The sequence below is a fragment of the Paenibacillus sp. sgz302115 genome (genome assembly GCF_056120445.1).
This window is the reverse complement of sequence record NZ_JBVYOK010000006.1, coordinates 71,416-90,020: the sequence shown is the minus strand read 5'-3', so window position 1 is coordinate 90,020 and position 18,605 is coordinate 71,416. Positions and strand designations below refer to the sequence as shown.

Genomic DNA, 18,605 nt, shown 5'->3' with positions numbered 1-18,605 from the left:
TACCGGCAGCGCCTGCCGGAGCAGTGGGACGCTTTTGACTATCACACATAAGGAGGTGTCTTTCATGGGAATTCAAGTCATTGACCTCTCTCAGGAAATTTACCAGGGAATGCCGGTATTCCCGCCCCATCAAAAAACGATGATCTTTCCCAACATGAGCCATGAGGAGAGCCGCCAGAAGCTGGGCTTCGAGTTCGCCACGAACAATCTGATCATTAATGAGCATGGACCCACCCATAGCGACGCCATCTACGAATATGATCCGCAAGGCCCGACCATCGACGAGATGCCGCTGGAGTATTTTTATGGCCCGGCCGTCTGCCTTGACGTCTCTCATATTTCGCCGGACAGCTATATTACCCGCCAGGACTTGGAGGAAGCACTGCGCAGAGGGTATCTTCATCTCGACAAAGGCGACATTGTGCTGCTCTACACCGGACACTATAGCCGCTCTTACGGAACGGATGAATGGCTGACCCGCTACACAGGACTGGACTACGAGGCGGCCAAGTGGCTCGCGGAACAGGGCATTGTCAACATCGGCATTGATGCCCCTTCCATCGACAATCCGCTGGATACACGGTTTTCCGGTCATCTGGTCTGCCGTGAGTATCGAATGACCAATACAGAAAATCTGTGTAATCTGGATAAAATCGCTCAAAAGCGCTTCCTGTACTTTGGACTCCCGCTCAAAATCCGTAAAGGCACCGGCTCCCCTGTCCGGGCCGTCGCGGTGTTCGTTGACTAAACACTTTAGGCAGGTGAAGATAACATGAGAAGCGGCAATATTGTTGAGGAAATTACTGTCCCTCCTTATGAGGGCAGAAGCCTCTTGGTACGCAAGGGCCAGACGCTCTATATCATTGATGTGGAAGGCAAGCAGGTCGGCGATTTTATCTGCTTCAATGCGGAGGACCCGGGCGAGCATGTCTCGCCGGTGCATATGCGTTCCTCGCTCAGCAGCATCCGGCTGAAGGTCGGCGACGGGCTGTACAGTAACCGCCGGAGACCGCTCATGCAGCTAACGAAGGATACCGTGGGCAAGCATGATTTCTTTTTCCCGGCCTGCGACTATTACCGCTACATGGTTGATTTCGGACTGGAGGAGCACCCGAATTGCCATGACAATCTGCAGAAGGCGCTGCACAAATACCAGCTCGGCCACCTGGAAATCCCCGATCCCATCAACTGGTTCATGAACAATGCGCTGGACGACAATCTCGACTATGTAATTGAGGAGCCGCTCTCGAAGCCCGGAGATTATGTGGCTCTGCTGGCGCTTACCGATGTGATCGTCGCCCTCTCCTCCTGCTCGCAGGATTTAGCCCCCGTCAATGGCTTCAAGGTCACCCCGCTCCAAATGCAGATTGCCGAAGGCTAGCCAAGCCGCGCAGTCATCTGCTTCACTTCCTATGCCGGGACCTTCATAGCGGGAAAATCTCCCTCTATTCTAGGCAGGAGCAGGTGTTTTGAGAAAATTGAGGGAAAACCTCCCCCTATATTTGGCCGGTAGCCCTTTCCGTGGTAGATTGGGCGATTTTACAGGGAGAAATTCCCCTTGACCCGTGGATAATGGTGCTTTCATACAAAGTAGCGGGGCTTTTTCCCTTTATTTTTATCAGGCATTTCAAAGTGAGTTCAGAGTTATGCATGCCGAGGTCGCTCATTGTTCTCTCAGCCGGCGAGAAATCAATTATTCAAATGATCCAGCTTGCCACAGCAGGCTGTACACACCGCCCTCCAGCTTCGCCCCGCAGCCATTACTTTCGCGCACATTGTAGCTTTTGTACATAAAAATTAGATTTGTTCACTGCCCCGAACATCATCTTTGTACACTGTTTCCAGCTTGATCCACTGTTCTGTTCACGGTGTGAAGATTATACTATTACTGTGAACAATAAAGAGATGAGATGACGAATACGTCAGTACACAGTGAATTAGGGGGATGCTTATGAGACTGAACAAGATCGGCAACAAAAGAGCACTTTACAGCAAAATATTGGTCAGTATGACGTTATGTGTATCCTTAACCTTCCTCGTATCTACCATTATTTACTACAAGTACTACATTGGCGTGGAGAAAACACAAGCCTTCCGCTCCGACCTCAGCAACCTGACCCAGACGAGCAAAGAGGTTGTTAACATGACCGAAGCGGCGCAATCGCTTTCATTTCAAATTTACCGCAACAGCACCGTCTCCAAAATTGTTTTCTACGACAAACCGGATATTTATGATGTCACGGCCGCCATGTCGGAGCTGCGGAACTATCTGAGTTCCATGCCTTATATCGAATCCATTTATGTCTACAATCCTACAAGCGGGCGGCTGTACATCTCCTCTTCCGAAGGCCAGAACGGCGTATTTACCGAAAAAGAGCTCGTGGACACCAATATTCTGGATATTCTGAACCACTACCGGGAATACAAGCCGTTTACACCCATTCCCCGGGTATATTCGAACGGTGCTGAGCAGAACGATCAGGTCCGGGCCTACACCTTTTTATGCTATGATGCCATCGGCTGGGACCGGGCGATTAACTCTGCTGTTATCGTCAATATTTCCGCTCCTTGGATCAACAAGGAGATTACCAGTCCGGCAGATTCCAGAAGCGCAACCTTTATTCTTGGCGACCAAGGGGCTTTTCTGTCCGGCAACACGCTGGAGCAGCAGCCATTGTCTCCGCAGGAAGCGGACTGGGTTCAGCAGCGGATCAAGGGGCAGCAGGCCGGTTATTTTATCGACAAATTCGGCGGAAAGAGTTCGCTGATCTCCTATACGGCGCCGGATGATTTAAGCTGGCAGTATGTGCGCATTACACCTTATGACATTATTACCGAGCAGACCAATAACATCCGTAACGCCACCCTGCTGATTGCAGCGGTTATATTTGTTGCAGGCATCGGCTTCTCCTGGCTTATGTCACGGAGCCTCTATCTGCCGATTGACCGGATTGTCAGTGAGATGAATGTTCTGGAGAGCGAAAAACGCGATAGCATGTTTACGATCAAACAAAATACGCTACGGGATCTGGTCCTCGGCCTGAAGCCTCTGCAATCCATTCAGCAGGTGGAGAAGCTGCAGCAGCTCGGCATCCATTTTACCTTTAGCGATGATTATCGCCTGATCCTGCTGCGGATTGACGATTACAAAGAGTTCAGGGAGGCACGTTCCTCCTATTTGCTGGCTTATAAGTTTGCGATTATGAACATTGCTTCCGAAATTTGCGGCCAGACCTACCGGGTGGAGACCGTGGATATGAATGATGATGGCATCCTTGTGCTCCTGAACATCGTTGATTCCAAGGAATATACGGACACAGTGCTGATCGAAACCCTGCTCCGGCAGATTCAGCAGGCCTGCTCCGACTACTTGAAGATCAGCCTTACTTTGACCTACAGCCATATTGACCACAATCCCCAGCAGCTGCATCAGCTATACAAGCAGGTTAGAGAAGCATCTAATCACAGGCTGTTCTATGGGCACGGCTGCATAATCAACGCTCAATCCATCAGTGAGTTTCAGGCCAATGCCTATCACTACCCTACCGAAAAAGAGAAAAAGCTCGTGGATACCCTCATGAGCGGTAAAATAGAAGATGCCCGGGAGCATTTCAGCAGCATTATCCGCGAGACAGCAGCCTATCCGTTCCCAACGGTTCAGCTCGCCGTATCGAGGCTCAGTGTAACGATCAAGGAAATCATCAATACTGTCCAGAAACGTAATCGTTTACAAAGTGAGGGGGACGTTGAACTGCCCACTTTGGATTCTGTAGAAACTGTTGATGAGCTGGAGATAGCCTTTTTCGCCCTGTTCAGCGGAATGTACGAACAGTTGGCCGAGAAAAAAAGCTCCAAGCAGCATGATCTGGTCCGCCTGATTAATCAAAAGATCAACGGGGCTTACATGGAGCCCAGCCTAAGCCTCAATCAAATCGCGGATGAACTGGATATGTCCCCGATTTATATCAGCCGTCTTTACAAGCAGCAGACGCTGACGAGTATCGTAGACGTCATTCTGGAGGTACGAATGCGCGAGGTATGCAGCCTGCTGGAGAACACCGATCTGCCCGTGACGACCATTGCCGAACGCTGCGGCTTCACCAGCAGCTCTTACCTGCACCGGATGTTCAAGCGCAGCTTCGGCACCACCCCTAACGACTATCGGCGTTCCAAACATGCATAGTATTGGTCTTAAGACACCTTTAGGGGTGTCTTTTTTATTAGGTCAGCCAGAAACTACTGGTTGGCCTATTCTTGTATGTGTTTTAATTTAGAAAAAAATCAATCGTTTTTCCGGTCAGCTCCGTCTTACTTGCGAAAACAAATTTTTGGGGCGACTTCTTCCATAGTGAGGCACAAACAAGGAAGAGGGGGGTGTTGAATGGTGGAGAACATAATGAACAAGGCCAATACAGCGGATTTTGCACTGATGGATGAGGAGGTATTCTTTCAGCGGCTTGCGGGCGAGCACCGTAAACTGTATGCGATCGCGTTCAGCTATCTGCGTTCCGAAGCGGATGCCCTGGAAGCGGTGCAGGAAGCGTCGTGCCGGGCCTGGATGAAGCGCAAAAAGCTTAAAAACGAGCAAGCCTTCGCGCCCTGGCTAATCCGGATTACCATCAACTGCTGCATGGATGAGCTGCGGCGCAAAAAGCGCGTCGTGCCGGCGGAGAAGCTGGAGGAGAAAGAAACTCAGGAGATGAGAAGCAGTGACCGGCTCGATCTGGAGCGGGCGATGAACCGGTTGAAGCCGAAATACCGGCATGTTGTGATGCTCAAATATTACCAGGATATGACGACCGCCGAAATTGCCAAGGTGCTGAACAAGCCCGAGGGCACGATCAAAACCTGGCTGCGCGAAGGACTGAGGCAGTTGCGGAACTATTTGTGAACATGCGGGAGGTGACAGAAATGTCGGAAAAAGAAGAGCGCATCCTGCTTCAGGATGCCCAGGAGGTCAATCTAAATGCGGAGACGATTCGGGAAATGAAAATTTATAATGCGATGCGCAGCGGAATGGCGCAGGGAAAAAAACGCAGCAAGCGGCGTTTCTATTCTTACGGAGCGGGAGCGGTACTGGCCGCGGCGGCAGCCGTTTTTCTAATCTTCTCCTCCATCGGCCTGCCGGCCGGAGATACAGACGATTCCGGCCTCAGCGGTTCAGTGCAGGCGGCCAGCACCAAAAGCTGGGATGATTTTGCGGCCTACCGCAACCAGCCATTACACAATCGGCTGGTTGCCGACATACTTGAACGGGATCTGGTCAAGCCGGTCCGTCAAAGCGCGACAAACAAAGGTTACCGCATGGATGTGGACGGCGCCGTCACGGATGGCCGTAAAGTGTATATCCTGTTCAGCGTACACAACGATACGGATAAAGAAGTTGCACCCGCGGATACGAAAATTCAATTCGGGGATTTCGAGGTTCCATATCCGCATCGAGGCGCAGCCCTGGAAATGGCGTACGATAGCGACTCCCAGATTCAGCCTGGCCAAAGCAAGGAATTTATTTATTCCACCAACTATCCGTCTTCTATCGCCTATTCCAAGGATGTGAAATTCACTCTGATTCTCACCGGAACGTCCGACCAGGCGCTCGTTTCCAGCAGCAACAAGTATCGGACCGGCCTGGAGGTATCGTTCGAGCTTGATCCGGCCAGGTTCAAGGACCAGGAGCATACGCTGCCTGTGGATCGCACGTTTACAGTGGACGGTCAAAAGATCAAAGTGCGCCAAGTGCAATATACTCCGCTTAATACCTATGTCGATCTGGAGTATGACAAGGCGAACACCAAACGGATTTTCAGCCTGCTTAATCCCGTTCTGATCACAACAACCGGGAGTCAAACCGATAAATTGGTTTATCCGGGCAGAATCACAGCCGATAATTCCGAGGTGTACAAAGACCACTCACAGGCAACGCTGGTGTTCAAACATACCGGGCTTAAACAGCCGGACTCCGCCACACTGAAGATTGCCGGTATCTCGGCTCTGGAGCCGGACCGGATGAAATTTGTGGTCGATCTCAAGAAGCAGCAGATCATTGAAGCGCCGACAGACGATTTTGAAATTGTCACATCCAAGCAAGAGCATAATGCAACAGAGGCAGAGATTCTGCTGCGGCGCACAGAGTCCCACCTGTTTTATTATACCGATTCGCAAGGGGCGGTTCAGGCGGAGTACATCGGCACTTGGCTCGACAACAATTTCACCGATGCGAACGGCCGGGTGCATGAAAGAACGAATCGGGAAACTGCGCTATACAATTTTGGCGGCACCTCGACCTCCAGAGAGGGTACGGGAGTGCATGAGATGAGTTTGTTTTTTAACAATCAAGCTGCAGATTATCCACAGCCGCTTACCGTATCGGTTGAATACATTTGGAATCCAATTTTGACGGCGCAAAGTATCGAGCTATTCTCAAAGAAATAAGATTATGTCGCAGATATCGCAAAAAGCGTGTGGGCGTGTCTCCAGATACTTGGAGACACGCTCTCCCTTGCCTCTCCCCCCCTTTGTCCCGAAAGTGACAAAGGGGCTTTTCTCTCTTGCTTGATGCGTTAGGTGAAAAGTAACGGAGGGGAAGTTTGGAACTGGAGGAGCGTAGCGTCCGCCTTTATGTTTGGATTTCTACCGCGATCAGCGGTTCCAATCAGAGAAATCCAAACATAACAGCGGCCGGAAGTCCAAACATTCCCCGGAGTTACGCGCAGCACCTAACAGTGATCTTTTATGATCTTTTATGATCTTTTACATCTTTTATCATTCAAGCAAAAAGAAGCCCCGACACCGCTGCCGGGGCATTCCTCTATTATTTAATACCTTTTTGCGTAGTATAAGCGTTCCACTGCTTCGTCCATTCTGCCTGAATCTTTTCCAGACCGGCCTGTTTGGCCTTCTGCATAAAGGTTTCGAGCCCTTTATCCACATCATCTACCAGCCCGGCTTCCAGCGGATACAGGTACTGCTTCTCTACCTGCTCAAGCGCCGCTTTCTCTGCCTGGTACGAACTGTAATCCTCTGCAAAGCCCAGGAACAGGTCAGGCTTCTGAATCTTGTCAAGCTCGTTGAAAATCGCTTTTACCCCGTCAAATCCTTTGTCGAACAGCATGAACTCCGGATTTCTCCAAGCCCAGCCGTTCATGCCTTCACGGGTGAAGCCATTGGATTGGCTGGTGCCGACCATTTTGTAGTAGCCGTCTTCCACAGTGTAGTTCTTGCCTTCAACACCGTATTCCGTCAATTGGTTATACCGTTTGTCGAGAACCAGCTTCTGGTAGAACGCAAGTGCTCTTTCAGGGTTTTTGCTGCTCTTCGGAATCGCAAAACCATTGTGAATCGGATGCACAGGTGTAGCATAACCAGTAGTTTTACCGAATGGATAGTAAGCCAGTTCCCAATCCGGATGCGTAGTGGCGATCTTCATCTTCATGTCGTTATAGCGTGTCGGGTTATCCCCGAACATGCTGGCCGCTTTACCCGAAGTAATCGGATCTTGCATCGTATCCTTGATATTCAGCACGTTCTTAGGAATAAATCCTTTGTCTGCCCAGCGTTTCATCGTCTTCAGCTCTTCTTTTTGCTCATCGGAGCCCCAGTAGGAATACACTGTAGTTGGTGTTTCATATTTCACGCCCATACCGTAAGGCAGCGCGCCGACCATTTTGTTCAGCTCAGTATAAATGTAATGAAGGTTGTTGCCGACATCACTGTTCAGGGACATAGGCATCAAGTCCGGCTCGTTCTTGGCAATGCCGTCCATGTAGGCCTCATAGCTGGCCAGATCCGTTGGTGCTGGAAGATTATATTTCTTGCGCAGATCCTCGCGGTATACAAAACCGTTGGTTACGTACTCTTTATAAGTTGCAGGAACCGTATAGATTTTACCGTCTACCTTCACATCTTCCCACATGGATGCAGGAACGAATTTTTGCAGCTCCGGAGCGGCTTTTGGCAGCAGATCATCAATAGCCAGGAATGCGCCGCGTTTAGCATAGGATTGATATTGAGTCCAATCTGCTGTAAAAATCAGATCAATCGCTTGGCCGGAGGACAGCAGCAGCTTGTATTTCTGATCCCAATCCGTCCAGCTCGTATAGTTGAACTTCACGGTGGCATTCAGATCTTCTTGAGCCATCTTGTTAATTTCGTCTTGAATCACCGGCAGATCCTTGGGAGCGTCTCCAAGCATGTAGAACTGCAGTTCAACCTTCTTCGAGGTATCAAGTCCGGTATCCGCTTTGGTTGCGGTGTTGCTGCTTGAGTTCTTGGCAGTATTGCCGCTGCTGTCCTTGCCAGCGTTAGCGCTGTTGCCATTGTTGTTGCCGCCGCATCCCGCCAGAAGCGAAAGGGACAGCATTCCCGCCGTAAGCACAACCAGAGATTTTCTGCCTGCTTTCTTTCTCATTATGAACCCTCCTAAAAGTTTTGTAGCATACCCTTCCTGATTCACTTCGCAAAACTTACTTCGGAAGCATATACTTAAGTTTTGTAGCATACACTTCCTTGATTCACTTCGCAAAACTCGCTTCGTAAGCATATACTTAAGTTTTTGTAGCATACGCTTACAAAATCCACTACTCTATGTTAGCCGAATAACAGATGCACCGATAATGGTGCTTTCTGCCATTTGGTTCTAACCTTTTACAGCCCCGATCGTCAGACCTTTTACGAAATAACGCTGAATGAACGGGTACAAAAACAGGATCGGTCCGGTAACGACGATAGCCATCGCCATCTTCGTTGACTCTGTAGGCAAATCGCTGCCCAGGCTGACACCGGTACCGGCGCCCATGTTGGCAATGAAAGCCGCCGAGTTGATGACATTGTACAAATGGAACTGCAGCTGGTACTTATGCGGATCATTGATGAACAGTGAAGACGAGAACCAGTCATTCCAGTAAGCCAAGGCGAGAAACAGGCCGACGGTAGCGATGCCGGGCATCGACAACTGGAGCACAATTCTCCAATAGATTTTGAAATCACCGGCCCCGTCGATCTTGGCGGATTCGAACAGCTCCTCAGGAACGGCCGAGCGGATGAAATTCTTCATCAGAATAATCAGGAACGGGGTCATTAGCCCCGGAAAAATCAAGGCTCCATACGAATCCGTCAGATGCAGGTATTTGGTGATCATAATGTACCAAGGCACCAGCCCCCCGCCGAACAGCGTCGTGAAGTAGATGTAGAACGAGAAGCCATTGCGGTACTTGAAATCTTTACGGGCCAGCACATACCCAGCCATTGTCATAAAGAACAATCCCAGCGCTGTGCCTACCACCGTTGTAAAAATAGTAACTCCATAAGCGCGCAGCACCTCATCCGGGAACGTAAACACTGTTTTGTACCCTTCAAACGAGAATTCCGCCGGTATCAGATGGTAGCCTTCCTTAATGATTGATTCATTGGAAGACAAGGAGGCCGATATAATCAGCAGGAACGGAATCAGACAGGCCAGCGAGCCTATAATGATAACCGTGTACGCAAGCGCCTGCAGCAGCTTTGTATAGTTATCGTCCTTGATATGCATACTTTTTTCCCCTCCTAGAACAAAGCGTAGTCGTCATTTATTTTGCGGATAATATAATTGACCGTCATGATCAGAATGAAGCCGAACAGGGATTGATACAGGCCGGCCGCCGTCGCCATTCCGATGTCAAAGGTAACCTTGAGCGAACGGAACACGTACGTGTCCAGAATATCCGTTGTGTTGTAGAGCACGCCGTTGTTGCCGATAAGCTGGTAAAAGAGGTCAAACTGCCCCTTCATGATACTTCCGAGCGAGAACAGCAGCAGCACGACAAAGGTCGATTTCAGCATCGGCACCGTGATATACCAGATCCGCTGGAAAATATGCGCTCCGTCAATCTTCGCCGCTTCATAATACTCGTCGCTGATTCCCGTAATGGACGCCAGATAGATGACCATGCTGTAGCCGAGGTTTTTCCAGAGATAGAATATGATGATCAGAAAGATCCAGATCACCGGTTTGTTGTAGACATCCACTGGGCCAGCCCCAAACTGTGCCAGCAAGGTATTCAAGAAACCGTTATCATAATTGAACATGTTGTACACGATAACGCTCAGAATAACGAAGGATACGAAATACGGCAGGAACATGATGGATTGGGTCAGCTTTTTGAACCATTTAACCCGCAGCTCACTGAGCAGAATCGCACAGACGATAGCCAGTATATTCCCCAGCAGAATGAAAGCCAGGTTGTAGCCGATCGTATTCAAGGTAAGCTTCAACAATGTGCCGGACTGCCAGAGAAACTCGAAGTTTTTAAATCCCACAAAAGGAGAATCAAACAATCCAGAGTTGAAATCAAATTGGGTAAACGCATAATACACACCGACCATCGGGAAATATGAATTTACCAGAAAGAACAGTAATGTCGGCAGCAGCATCAGGAAAAGAACCCGGTTGTGCACCAGCTCATGCAGGAAGCCCTTCTTTTTCTTTTTCCCTACCTCCATCTGTGACGGCAACTGCCCCGCTCCCTTAATGGGAAGCTCTATGGCGAGCGGCGTTCCGGCGTTGCGTTTGCGGTGTCTCAAAGCCTTCACTCTCCTATCTATATATAAGTTGCGGCGGCACCCGCTTTCCGCCTCCGCTTGGACACTCTGGCTGTGTATAGCGCCCCGTCCAATGTATGTTTTGAGTATAGATGACCCCCTCCGGCGGTGAACAGTGCAGCTTGAGGGTATTCCTGTATTATGTGGTTAATTGGCTAGTGCACAATTCGAACCTTTGTGCAGTTATCTAATATCGGACGGCAAAAAACCCCGTAAACTCTCCTGTTTCAGGACAGCTCCGGGGCCTCGCACACGGGCATACAGCTATATTTTTTTCTAGGATTCCATGAAAAGAGTTCCGCCAAACGGCTCACGTTGCACAGGCTGCTCCGCCTCCACCTGCTCTTCCACTTTGCGCAGCACCTTCCGCTTCCGCCAGCGCAGCAGCACCAGCAGCCCTCTGGTTGCTTCATCGGCAATCATACAGCAGTAAATACCGATAAGCCCCCAGCCTGCCCCGATGCCTAGCCAGTAGGAGCACCCCACCCCGATGAGCGACATAGAGAAAATGGAGACATACATCGTATAGCGGGTGTCGCCGATGGCATTGAGGGAATTGCCCATAGCCATGTTTAGCATTTTGCAGGGCTGCAGCAGCAGGTTCAGGGCAAGCAGGGACACGCCAATCGAGATAATCGCCTCATCCTTTGTGAAAAAGCCCAGCAGCATTCTGCCGAACAGGAACAGCAGCAGCACATTCGCACCCACAATGGCAAGCCCGATATAGAGTGTGCGGTAAGCGCCACTGTAGACCTCCTTGGTCTTTCCGGCGCCAAAAAGATGGGCAAGCTGAATCTGCCCGGCCATAGCCACAGCATAACCCAGGGTGAAGCAGAAGGACTCCAGCGTATTCAGATACGTGCGGGCAGCCAGTTCTTTGGCACCCAGCATCGCCAGAAAAGAATAAACCACTAGCTGTGACACAACCCATGAGGAGGAATTGAGGCCGAGCGGCCAACTGATGCGGACTATTTCCCCGAATAGCTTCCGCTTGAAGATCCGGAAATCCCGTAATCTTACTGTATGTTCAAAAGACTGGGTGAACATATACAGCAAAATCCCCACACCCAGCAGTCTGCTGATCATATTGGACACCGCAATCCCGCCCAAACCCAGCTCCGGCAGTCCGAACACACCGAAGATCAGGATATAATTAAGAGCGATATGAATGACATTCACCGCCACTCCAGTATACATCGGTCCCCGTGTATTCCCGGTATTGCGAATCGCTGAGCCCAGCGAAACGGTCAGGCCCGTCATGAACAGGCTTCCGCCCACATAAGTCAGGTAGACATGGGCAAGCGGCAGCAGCTCAGAGGAGATATTCAGCATTCGTGCAATGGGATCGGAGTACAGAAACATCAGAATACTGACTACAAAGCCCAAAAGGCTGCTGGACGTTACCCCCATAATGGCTATTGTGCGTGCTTCCTCTGTCCGCCCGGAGCCAAGACGCTGGGCAATCAAAATCCCCGCACCGCCGGCCAGGGTAGTGAAGAGCGTAATTAACGCACCGAACAATTGATTGGAAATCCCGACAACCGCAACCGCGTCGTCGGATATCCGGCTGACCATGACCGTATCTGCCGTTCCCAGGAGGGTCTGCAGAAAAATCTCGATAAAAATCGGCCAGGCCAGCATCCACAATCCGGCTTTTCCAGCTATCGGCTTCACAAAACCAACCCTTCCCATCTGTTCATCTCTGTAGTATTTGAGCGCAAGCTTCCTTGCAAATCCTATTGTCAGAAATAAATTATAGGTGATATACTCTGAAAAATGTACCACATCCGAAACCTAAACTTTCAATATCCCAACCTTCACTCAGGAGGAAGCTCCATGGATATCCTGGAATTTTCCATCCCGCCTTTGCCGCATTATATTATCAGCGGGCTTAACCAATGCCAGCCTGGTTATCTTCATTTGAACCGCCAGCACCTTCAGGTATTCGATCTGCTGATTGTTCGCCAGGGCTGCCTCTACATCGGCGAGGAAGACCGCCGCTTTGCAGTACGGGCCGGAGAGGCGCTAATCCTGCGCCCGGACTGCCACCATTATGGAACCGAGGGCTGTCATGAAGACACCGCCTATTACTGGCTGCATTTTCAAACCTCCGGCAGTTGGAGTGTGGACAGCGCGGCTTTGGAGGCCTCCATTGAATCATCCAAAGTTGCGCTGGCTGGTGAATCCGGCAAAGACGGGCTTGATTCAGCCGCCGATTTCAGTCAATCGGACAGACTGGGCGAATCTGCTAAACGCGGGGAATCCGGTCCATCCAGTGTACCCTTAGCGGATGCTAGGCCTGGCGGATCTAGTGTATCTACCACGCTGAACGTCCCCGGCAACACTGATGTCTCCAGCGCGCTCAGCAAATCCGGAGATTCCGGTGTATCTGCCGAGCCGCTTCCCGCTGCCTATTTCGGCATCGGCCCTTTCAGCCTGCGTTTGTCCCAATTCATCACCCTGCTCCAGCCCGCCAGAGTAGATGATCTGCTCTTGCAACTGGAGCAATTAAAAAGCAACGCCCACCTGACAGCCGTTCGCTTCAAGCAGCAGATCCTCTTCCAGGAAATTCTGCAGCAGCTTGCAGCTTCTATGGACCAGAACCGTTCCGGCTCCCAGTCCACCGCCTGCGCTGAACAAGCCGCCTCCTTCCTGCGCGCCCATTACCGCGAGGAGATCACCACCGCCAGGCTGGGCGACAGCCTTAACTTCCATCCGGTCTACATCGCCCGCTGCATGAACAGGGAATACGGCTGCTCGCCGATGGAATATTTGCTCCGCTACCGCATCGAGCAGAGCAAGCTGCTGCTGATGCAGACCAGCTTCCCGATTGCGCGGATTGCCGAAGAGGTCGGCTTCAACCAGGCTCCCTACTTCAGCTCCAGCTTCTTGAAGCTGGAAGGCATTTCCCCGCGCCAGTACCGCCAGCGTTTCTCTTGACGTCCGCGCACAAATAGGCCATTACCCGCTCTTCCGGGTAATGGCCTGTGCTCGCTATTCCGATAAATGTCTGTCTGCTACTGCTCTCCCTTTAAGAGTAAACCTCCAGTTTCCCGTACAATTCCCACGCCACCAGAATCACTGAACGTTTCGTTCGTACGGATGTTCATTCCGATGCTCATTTGACGTGTGAATGGTCAGCAGCAGCCGGTCCTCCAAAGATCTGAAATGCACTCCATGTCCGCCATCCTTGCTCAACAGCTTCCCAAGGTCCTGTACTCAGGAACCGTTAACGATTCCACTCGCAAAACGCGTAGCGCAAGATTGCAACCTGGGTGAACATTACTGACCTTTCACACTTTGATGTTATTGGCGGTGCTTCAACAACGGCATTTCTGCCGTTGTTTCCGAGCAAACCCGCCAATCTTGCTTCAACAACGGCATTTCTGCCGTTGTTCCTGAGCAAACCCGCCAACCTCGCTCCAACAACGGCATTTCTGCCGTTGTTCCTGAGTAAACTCACCAATCTCGCTTCAACAACGGCATTTCTGCCGTTGTTCCTGAACAATCCCGACAATCTTACTCCAACAACAGCATTTTTGCCGTTGTTTCCAAACAAACCACCGACATCACTCCATCAACGGCATTTCTACCCGTTCCTCGCCCCTGCTCCGCCACTGATCCGGCGGTGCAAGAAGCCTTTTGGAATAAACGCTCAACTCTTCCAGTGTCAACTCCCCAAGCTTCCCACATTACTTTCACCACTCAGCTTTACCGCCCCGGTTCTCCTCCTTCCATCAGCCTTTCACGACAGTGTTTCTCTCCTTGTACTCCTCAAGGGTCACCACTTGGCCAAAGATTCCAATATCTCGCAGTCCCGAGATATGCATCTCTTCATCCTTCGACGCGCAGCAGTCGCTGATGCACATCACCTTGTAGGTGTGGTACATCGCATCGGATGCTGTCGAGCGTACACAGACATTCGTCCATACACCGGTGACAACGACGGTATCAATTCCTTCTTCACGGAGGAACAGATCCATGTCAGTGTAGCTGAAGGCGCTGTGGCGTCTTTTTTGCACAATATAGTCGCCCTTATCTTCTTGCGGCGTCAGCTCCGCGATGAAATCCGAGCCCCAGCTTCCTTTGATCGCATGGATAGGACGCACTCTGAAGTCGGCATCGTTCTTGCGGTGCGCCTCCTGCACGAAGATCACCTGCATGTCGTTCTCATGGCTGAATTCAATCAGCTCCTGCAGCGCCGGAACAATCCCTGCACCGTTCGGACAGGTCAGCGCCCCATCCGGGTGAATAAAATCATTTAACATATCAATAATGACAACAGCATGTTTGCCCATTGGATTCACTTCCCCTTTATTCTGAATTCTTAGTATTTCAGCACGCGCGGAAGCTCGCTGATCGTCTGACGTTTCACAAATTCACCATACCCCGGTTTGCCGACCACACCCAGTTCATCGTCGTAGACCAGCGTGCCTCTGACAATGGTTTTATCTACTTTGCCCTTCAGCTTCATGCCGTGGAACGGCGTGTATTTTGGCTTGCAGTGCATTTTATCCTTGTCGATCGTCCATTCCTTCTCCAGATCCACAATCGTAAAGTCGGCATCCGTGCCAATTTCCAGCGCGCCTTTTTTCGGATACAGGCCGTAATGAATCGCAGGATTCGTGCACAGCAGCTCTACCAGCCGGGACAGGCTGAGCCGGCCCTTGTTGTAGCCTTCACTGATCATGATCGGAACGAGCGTTTCCACACCCGGAATGCCCGGGAACGAGGTCCAGACATCCATGCCGGGGGCATCCTTTTCCGTCGCAATCTCATATGGAGCATGGTCCGTCGCCATGAAGTCAATCGTTCCATCCGCGAGGCCCTGCCAGAGCGCTTCATTATCTTCCGCATGGCGCAGCGGCGGCGCAATCTTCGCAAAGGTGCCAAACTCCGTCATCGCATCCACCGCGTTCAGCGTCAGATAATGCGGACAGGATTCCGCAGTTACTTTTACACCCTTAAGCTTCGCTTCCTTGATCAGTTGATTGCCTGCCGCCGTGCTCATATGAACAATATGCAGACGCGCCCCCGTTTCCTCCGAGAAGCTGATGCCGAGCTGAATGGCCGCCTTCTCCGCCAAAATCTTCCGCGCCTCCGCCCAAGCCGGATAATCCATACGTCCTTCCTTTTTCAGCTTCTGGGTATAGTAATCGCAGATCGCATAATTCTCGGCGTGGATTCCGATCGGCATGCCCGTCTCCGCTACAGCATAGAACGCTTCAAGCATTTCCGGGTCCGTCACACGCGGATAAGAAGGCACGGATGGCGTCATGTAGACTTTAAAAGCAACAACCCCCTCAGCGGCCTGCTCCTTCACGATGTTCAGCACATCATTACGCACATCCTCGCCGGTAATCCCGCCCCACATGGCATAATCGACAATCCCTTTGCCTTCCAGCGCATTCAGCTTATTGTGCAGGTTCTCCACCGAGCGCACGGAAGGGACGCTGCAGCACGGCATGTCAACAATCATCGTTACCCCGCCGGCTGCGGCGCTGCTGGTACCGGTAACGAAATCCTCCCGGTGGGTAAAGCCCGGATCATTAAAGTGTGTATGCGAGTCAATGATTCCCGGCAGCACCAGCTTGCCTTGGGCATCAATAATCTGATCGGCCTCCGCTTCAATATCCTTTGCAAATCCAACGATAACGCCCTTATCGACCAAAATATCCGTCAGTACCTGTCTGTCGCCTTGCGGAATGTTCGCGTTCTTGATGATCAGTTCATAGCCCATAAATACACACCTCTTCTTCATTATTTTTTTCTCCCGATTTCAGCGCACAACAAAAAACCCCGGGTCACAAAAGGTACACGACAGAAAAGTTTCGTCTATCCGCCAGATCTGCACAGCGAACAGCACTCTCCTATCCTATACCTCTTGTAGCCTGGGGCAATTTACGGTCGCCTGGTCGAAACGCTCAAACCAAATTATTGAGCTTATACAAGAGTCTATCTTGTTAGTCCATCTTATCAGCAAGCACTCCAGAGTATTTTAATGTTATATTACATAACACTAATTCTTAAGCACTTTGCTTTAATTACCTATATCATAACATCGCGGTCTCTTTCGTCAATACACCAAGGCTGTTTGTCAAGGAATGGTCAAATTTAATGTTATGTAAAATAACACGACCCGATTACCCTGGCACTTCTGACTGTATTATTTATGGTTCGAAAGCCGCCGCCGAAGTTCGTGAAGACAGTGGTCTCTTGCTAGAATGAGACTTCCATCAACATCTCCTTGTGTTTCTTCTAGCTTCGCCCATTCTAAATATAAGCGCTCCAACAACTGAGCTTCTCTAACCAAATCATCGCCGGATAGTCCACGAAAGAACTCTTCTGTCCGCTCCTGTACCGGGTTATATCGAAGCTGTCTCTCCGAACGGTACTGAGCTTCAACTATTGAGATAGGATGACCGCAAACAGAGCAAAGTGTCTGAATGAATTGGTTTCCTTTTTCGTCCTTTTTGGACGTTTTGGCCACGTATTCATCCACAGCTCCGCATACGCTGCATACTGGAATATAATCATAAGGCAAGATGTGCACCTCCAATTGCTCTAGTCATAATAAATTGGTAATTCCACTATAACATGCGAACACACATTCGTAATACAGGAAATTATCATACAATTTTTCGAATTCGATTCCATTTTGTCCTATACTCGATGTTCATTTCTCCGCTCCTCCATTTGAATAAATTACGACGGGGAGCTGTCTGTTGTCATATATGGTCATAAAAAAAGACCTGTCCGCTCAACCTCCCACGACAAGCCCAATATACTAATATTTTTTGGCGCATCCTGCATCACTGTTCTCCATTTTTGAAGTATAAGCTCTCTTAGCAATTCACCTCTCTCCCCGCTCCTCCCCGTCTTCTTCTATAAATATACTATGGGCATTACAATATTTAACCAGCAACACAGGGGTAAAATTAAAAGAAGATGTATGATAATATGTTGGAAGGAGTGCTCAGAACCTCCTCTCTTCCCGGACTATAATTTTAGTAAAATTGATTATGAGCTAGAACCTAATAATCTGTTAAGCTGGTAATTGTAGCAATGCATACTGAACTGAGTATTATTTCGTCGGAGGTGGATAATGGTGAGGGAAGTTATAATTCCCGCCTCAAAGATTACCCATGTCATTGTTAATAATCCCCCTCAGATGAGTCTGTCTGAAATACTTCAAAAAGTTACAAATAGCGAGGGGATCTGTTAACAATGGACAATTTGATGAGTAACGCCCAAGTAACAGCCATCGCTAATGAACTACAGCGCAGAGTCCATTCCGGTGAAGCTGAGGGCGACGTTATTGTCGTCACTTTAATTTCCATGGCAAAAGCAGGCAGATTAAGTCCGGAGCATATTCATAAAATTTTGCATACGATCTATGACGACAAGGTGAAAATTTTAGCAGTTTTAATTGAAGCGCAAAAGGTTATGGATGAGGATTTAGTTAATTCGATCATAAGTGAAGTCAGGGCCACGTAATCGTGGCCTTTTGATTTGTCCTGCCGCAATACTTGCCAAATAATTCATAATGCAGTTATACTGAGATGCTTAAAAGAATCCAAACCACAATACCCGCATGATTCGGGGAGAACCCGCAGTCGTGACATCGTATTGCGGAAATCTAAGGAGGAGAAAGAATGAAACCAGCAAGACGAGCCCTTTTACTTATGGCCACGATTCAAGAGATGATCGAAGCCGCACAAACTTTGACAAGTGATTCAGATCTTGACGAGGTAATGGACGCGCTGCAGATGGCCGGGTTAAATGCCGAGGACCTTGTACAGAATTATACATTTTTCGAGGCTATCCAGATTGTCTGCAGGGAATTTGCAGCTATTCATGTTACTCAGGCTGAGATGGACGAATTAATTGATGAGGAGAACAACATTGTTCTAAGCTAAACTGCATTCCCCCTCTGCTTTTTCCTCTTTCCCCTTATGCTTCAGCTTGGCTTCGTTCTTCCGTCATACTTCTTCGGCACTACTTTTGCCGATCTCAATCACCCCAAG

Annotated in this window: 16 protein-coding genes and 1 riboswitch; of the genes, 8 read left to right on the top strand and 8 right to left on the bottom strand. The window is 49.9% G+C overall.

From position 1 onward, the window contains the following. Positions 1-64 precede the first annotated feature (64 nt). From AC0LWN_RS13960 to AC0LWN_RS13940, 5 genes are all read left to right on the top strand, one after another. Positions 65-748, top strand: a complete 684-nt coding sequence (locus tag AC0LWN_RS13960; RefSeq protein WP_474666233.1) for a cyclase family protein — start codon at positions 65-67, stop codon at positions 746-748. Positions 749-772: 24 nt separating this feature from the next. After that, the gene (locus AC0LWN_RS13955; protein WP_474666231.1) at positions 773-1,381 is read left to right on the top strand and encodes a DUF1989 domain-containing protein; all 609 of its coding nucleotides are present in this window, start codon (positions 773-775) and stop codon (positions 1,379-1,381) included. A gap of 570 nt (positions 1,382-1,951) precedes the next feature. Continuing rightward, positions 1,952-4,183 carry an AraC family transcriptional regulator gene (locus tag AC0LWN_RS13950; protein WP_474666229.1) on the top strand — a complete coding sequence of 744 codons (2,232 nt, stop codon included), beginning with the start codon at positions 1,952-1,954 and terminating at the stop codon, positions 4,181-4,183. A 198-nt stretch (positions 4,184-4,381) separates the two neighbouring features. After that, positions 4,382-4,891 carry a sigma-70 family RNA polymerase sigma factor gene (locus AC0LWN_RS13945; RefSeq protein WP_474666227.1) on the top strand — a complete coding sequence of 170 codons (510 nt, stop codon included), beginning with the start codon at positions 4,382-4,384 and terminating at the stop codon, positions 4,889-4,891. 20 nt (positions 4,892-4,911) lie between these two features. Then, positions 4,912-6,432, top strand: coding sequence for a DUF4179 domain-containing protein (locus AC0LWN_RS13940; RefSeq protein ID WP_474666225.1), 1,521 nt, complete (start codon positions 4,912-4,914; stop codon positions 6,430-6,432). Positions 6,433-6,811: 379 nt separating this feature from the next. On the opposite strand, the gene AC0LWN_RS13935 is transcribed toward AC0LWN_RS13940, so the two are convergent. From AC0LWN_RS13935 to AC0LWN_RS13920, 4 genes are all read right to left on the bottom strand, one after another. Continuing rightward, the gene (locus tag AC0LWN_RS13935) at positions 6,812-8,407 is read right to left on the bottom strand and encodes an extracellular solute-binding protein (protein ID WP_474666223.1); all 1,596 of its coding nucleotides are present in this window, start codon (positions 8,405-8,407) and stop codon (positions 6,812-6,814) included. 228 nt (positions 8,408-8,635) lie between these two features. Further along, a complete protein-coding gene (locus tag AC0LWN_RS13930; RefSeq protein WP_474666221.1) occupies positions 8,636-9,529 on the bottom strand; it encodes a carbohydrate ABC transporter permease in 894 nt (297 codons plus the stop codon). Between the two features lie 14 nt (positions 9,530-9,543). Next, a complete protein-coding gene (locus tag AC0LWN_RS13925) occupies positions 9,544-10,479 on the bottom strand; it encodes an ABC transporter permease (RefSeq protein ID WP_458967307.1) in 936 nt (311 codons plus the stop codon). Between the two features lie 375 nt (positions 10,480-10,854). Further along, positions 10,855-12,252, bottom strand: a complete 1,398-nt coding sequence (locus AC0LWN_RS13920) for an MATE family efflux transporter (protein WP_474666219.1) — start codon at positions 12,250-12,252, stop codon at positions 10,855-10,857. A 162-nt stretch (positions 12,253-12,414) separates the two neighbouring features. Between AC0LWN_RS13920 and AC0LWN_RS13915 the strand changes: the two genes are divergently transcribed. Continuing rightward, positions 12,415-13,518 (top strand): AraC family transcriptional regulator, encoded by a 1,104-nt coding sequence (locus tag AC0LWN_RS13915; protein WP_474666217.1) that lies wholly within the window; start codon positions 12,415-12,417, stop codon positions 13,516-13,518. 289 nt (positions 13,519-13,807) lie between these two features. Here AC0LWN_RS13915 and AC0LWN_RS13910 read toward each other — a convergent pair whose 3' ends face one another. The 4 genes from AC0LWN_RS13910 to AC0LWN_RS13895 all read right to left on the bottom strand — a co-directional run bounded on the left by AC0LWN_RS13910 (position 13,808) and on the right by AC0LWN_RS13895 (position 17,122). Continuing rightward, positions 13,808-14,137 carry a hypothetical protein gene (locus AC0LWN_RS13910; protein WP_474666215.1) on the bottom strand — a complete coding sequence of 110 codons (330 nt, stop codon included), beginning with the start codon at positions 14,135-14,137 and terminating at the stop codon, positions 13,808-13,810. A 178-nt stretch (positions 14,138-14,315) separates the two neighbouring features. Further along, a complete protein-coding gene (locus AC0LWN_RS13905; protein ID WP_474666214.1) occupies positions 14,316-14,876 on the bottom strand; it encodes a cysteine hydrolase family protein in 561 nt (186 codons plus the stop codon). A gap of 29 nt (positions 14,877-14,905) precedes the next feature. Beyond that, entirely contained in the window at positions 14,906-16,339 is a 1,434-nt protein-coding gene (gene allB / locus AC0LWN_RS13900; RefSeq protein WP_474666212.1) for an allantoinase AllB, read from the bottom strand. A 106-nt stretch (positions 16,340-16,445) separates the two neighbouring features. Continuing rightward, a riboswitch (purine riboswitch) is annotated at positions 16,446-16,549 on the bottom strand. Between the two features lie 195 nt (positions 16,550-16,744). Next, positions 16,745-17,122, bottom strand: a complete 378-nt coding sequence (locus AC0LWN_RS13895) for a hypothetical protein (RefSeq protein WP_474666210.1) — start codon at positions 17,120-17,122, stop codon at positions 16,745-16,747. Positions 17,123-17,805: 683 nt separating this feature from the next. Here AC0LWN_RS13895 and AC0LWN_RS13890 point away from each other — a divergent pair. Continuing rightward, positions 17,806-18,075, top strand: a complete 270-nt coding sequence (locus AC0LWN_RS13890) for a hypothetical protein (RefSeq protein WP_474666208.1) — start codon at positions 17,806-17,808, stop codon at positions 18,073-18,075. Between the two features lie 158 nt (positions 18,076-18,233). Then, positions 18,234-18,497, top strand: coding sequence for a hypothetical protein (locus AC0LWN_RS13885; protein WP_474666206.1), 264 nt, complete (start codon positions 18,234-18,236; stop codon positions 18,495-18,497). Positions 18,498-18,605 lie beyond the last annotated feature (108 nt).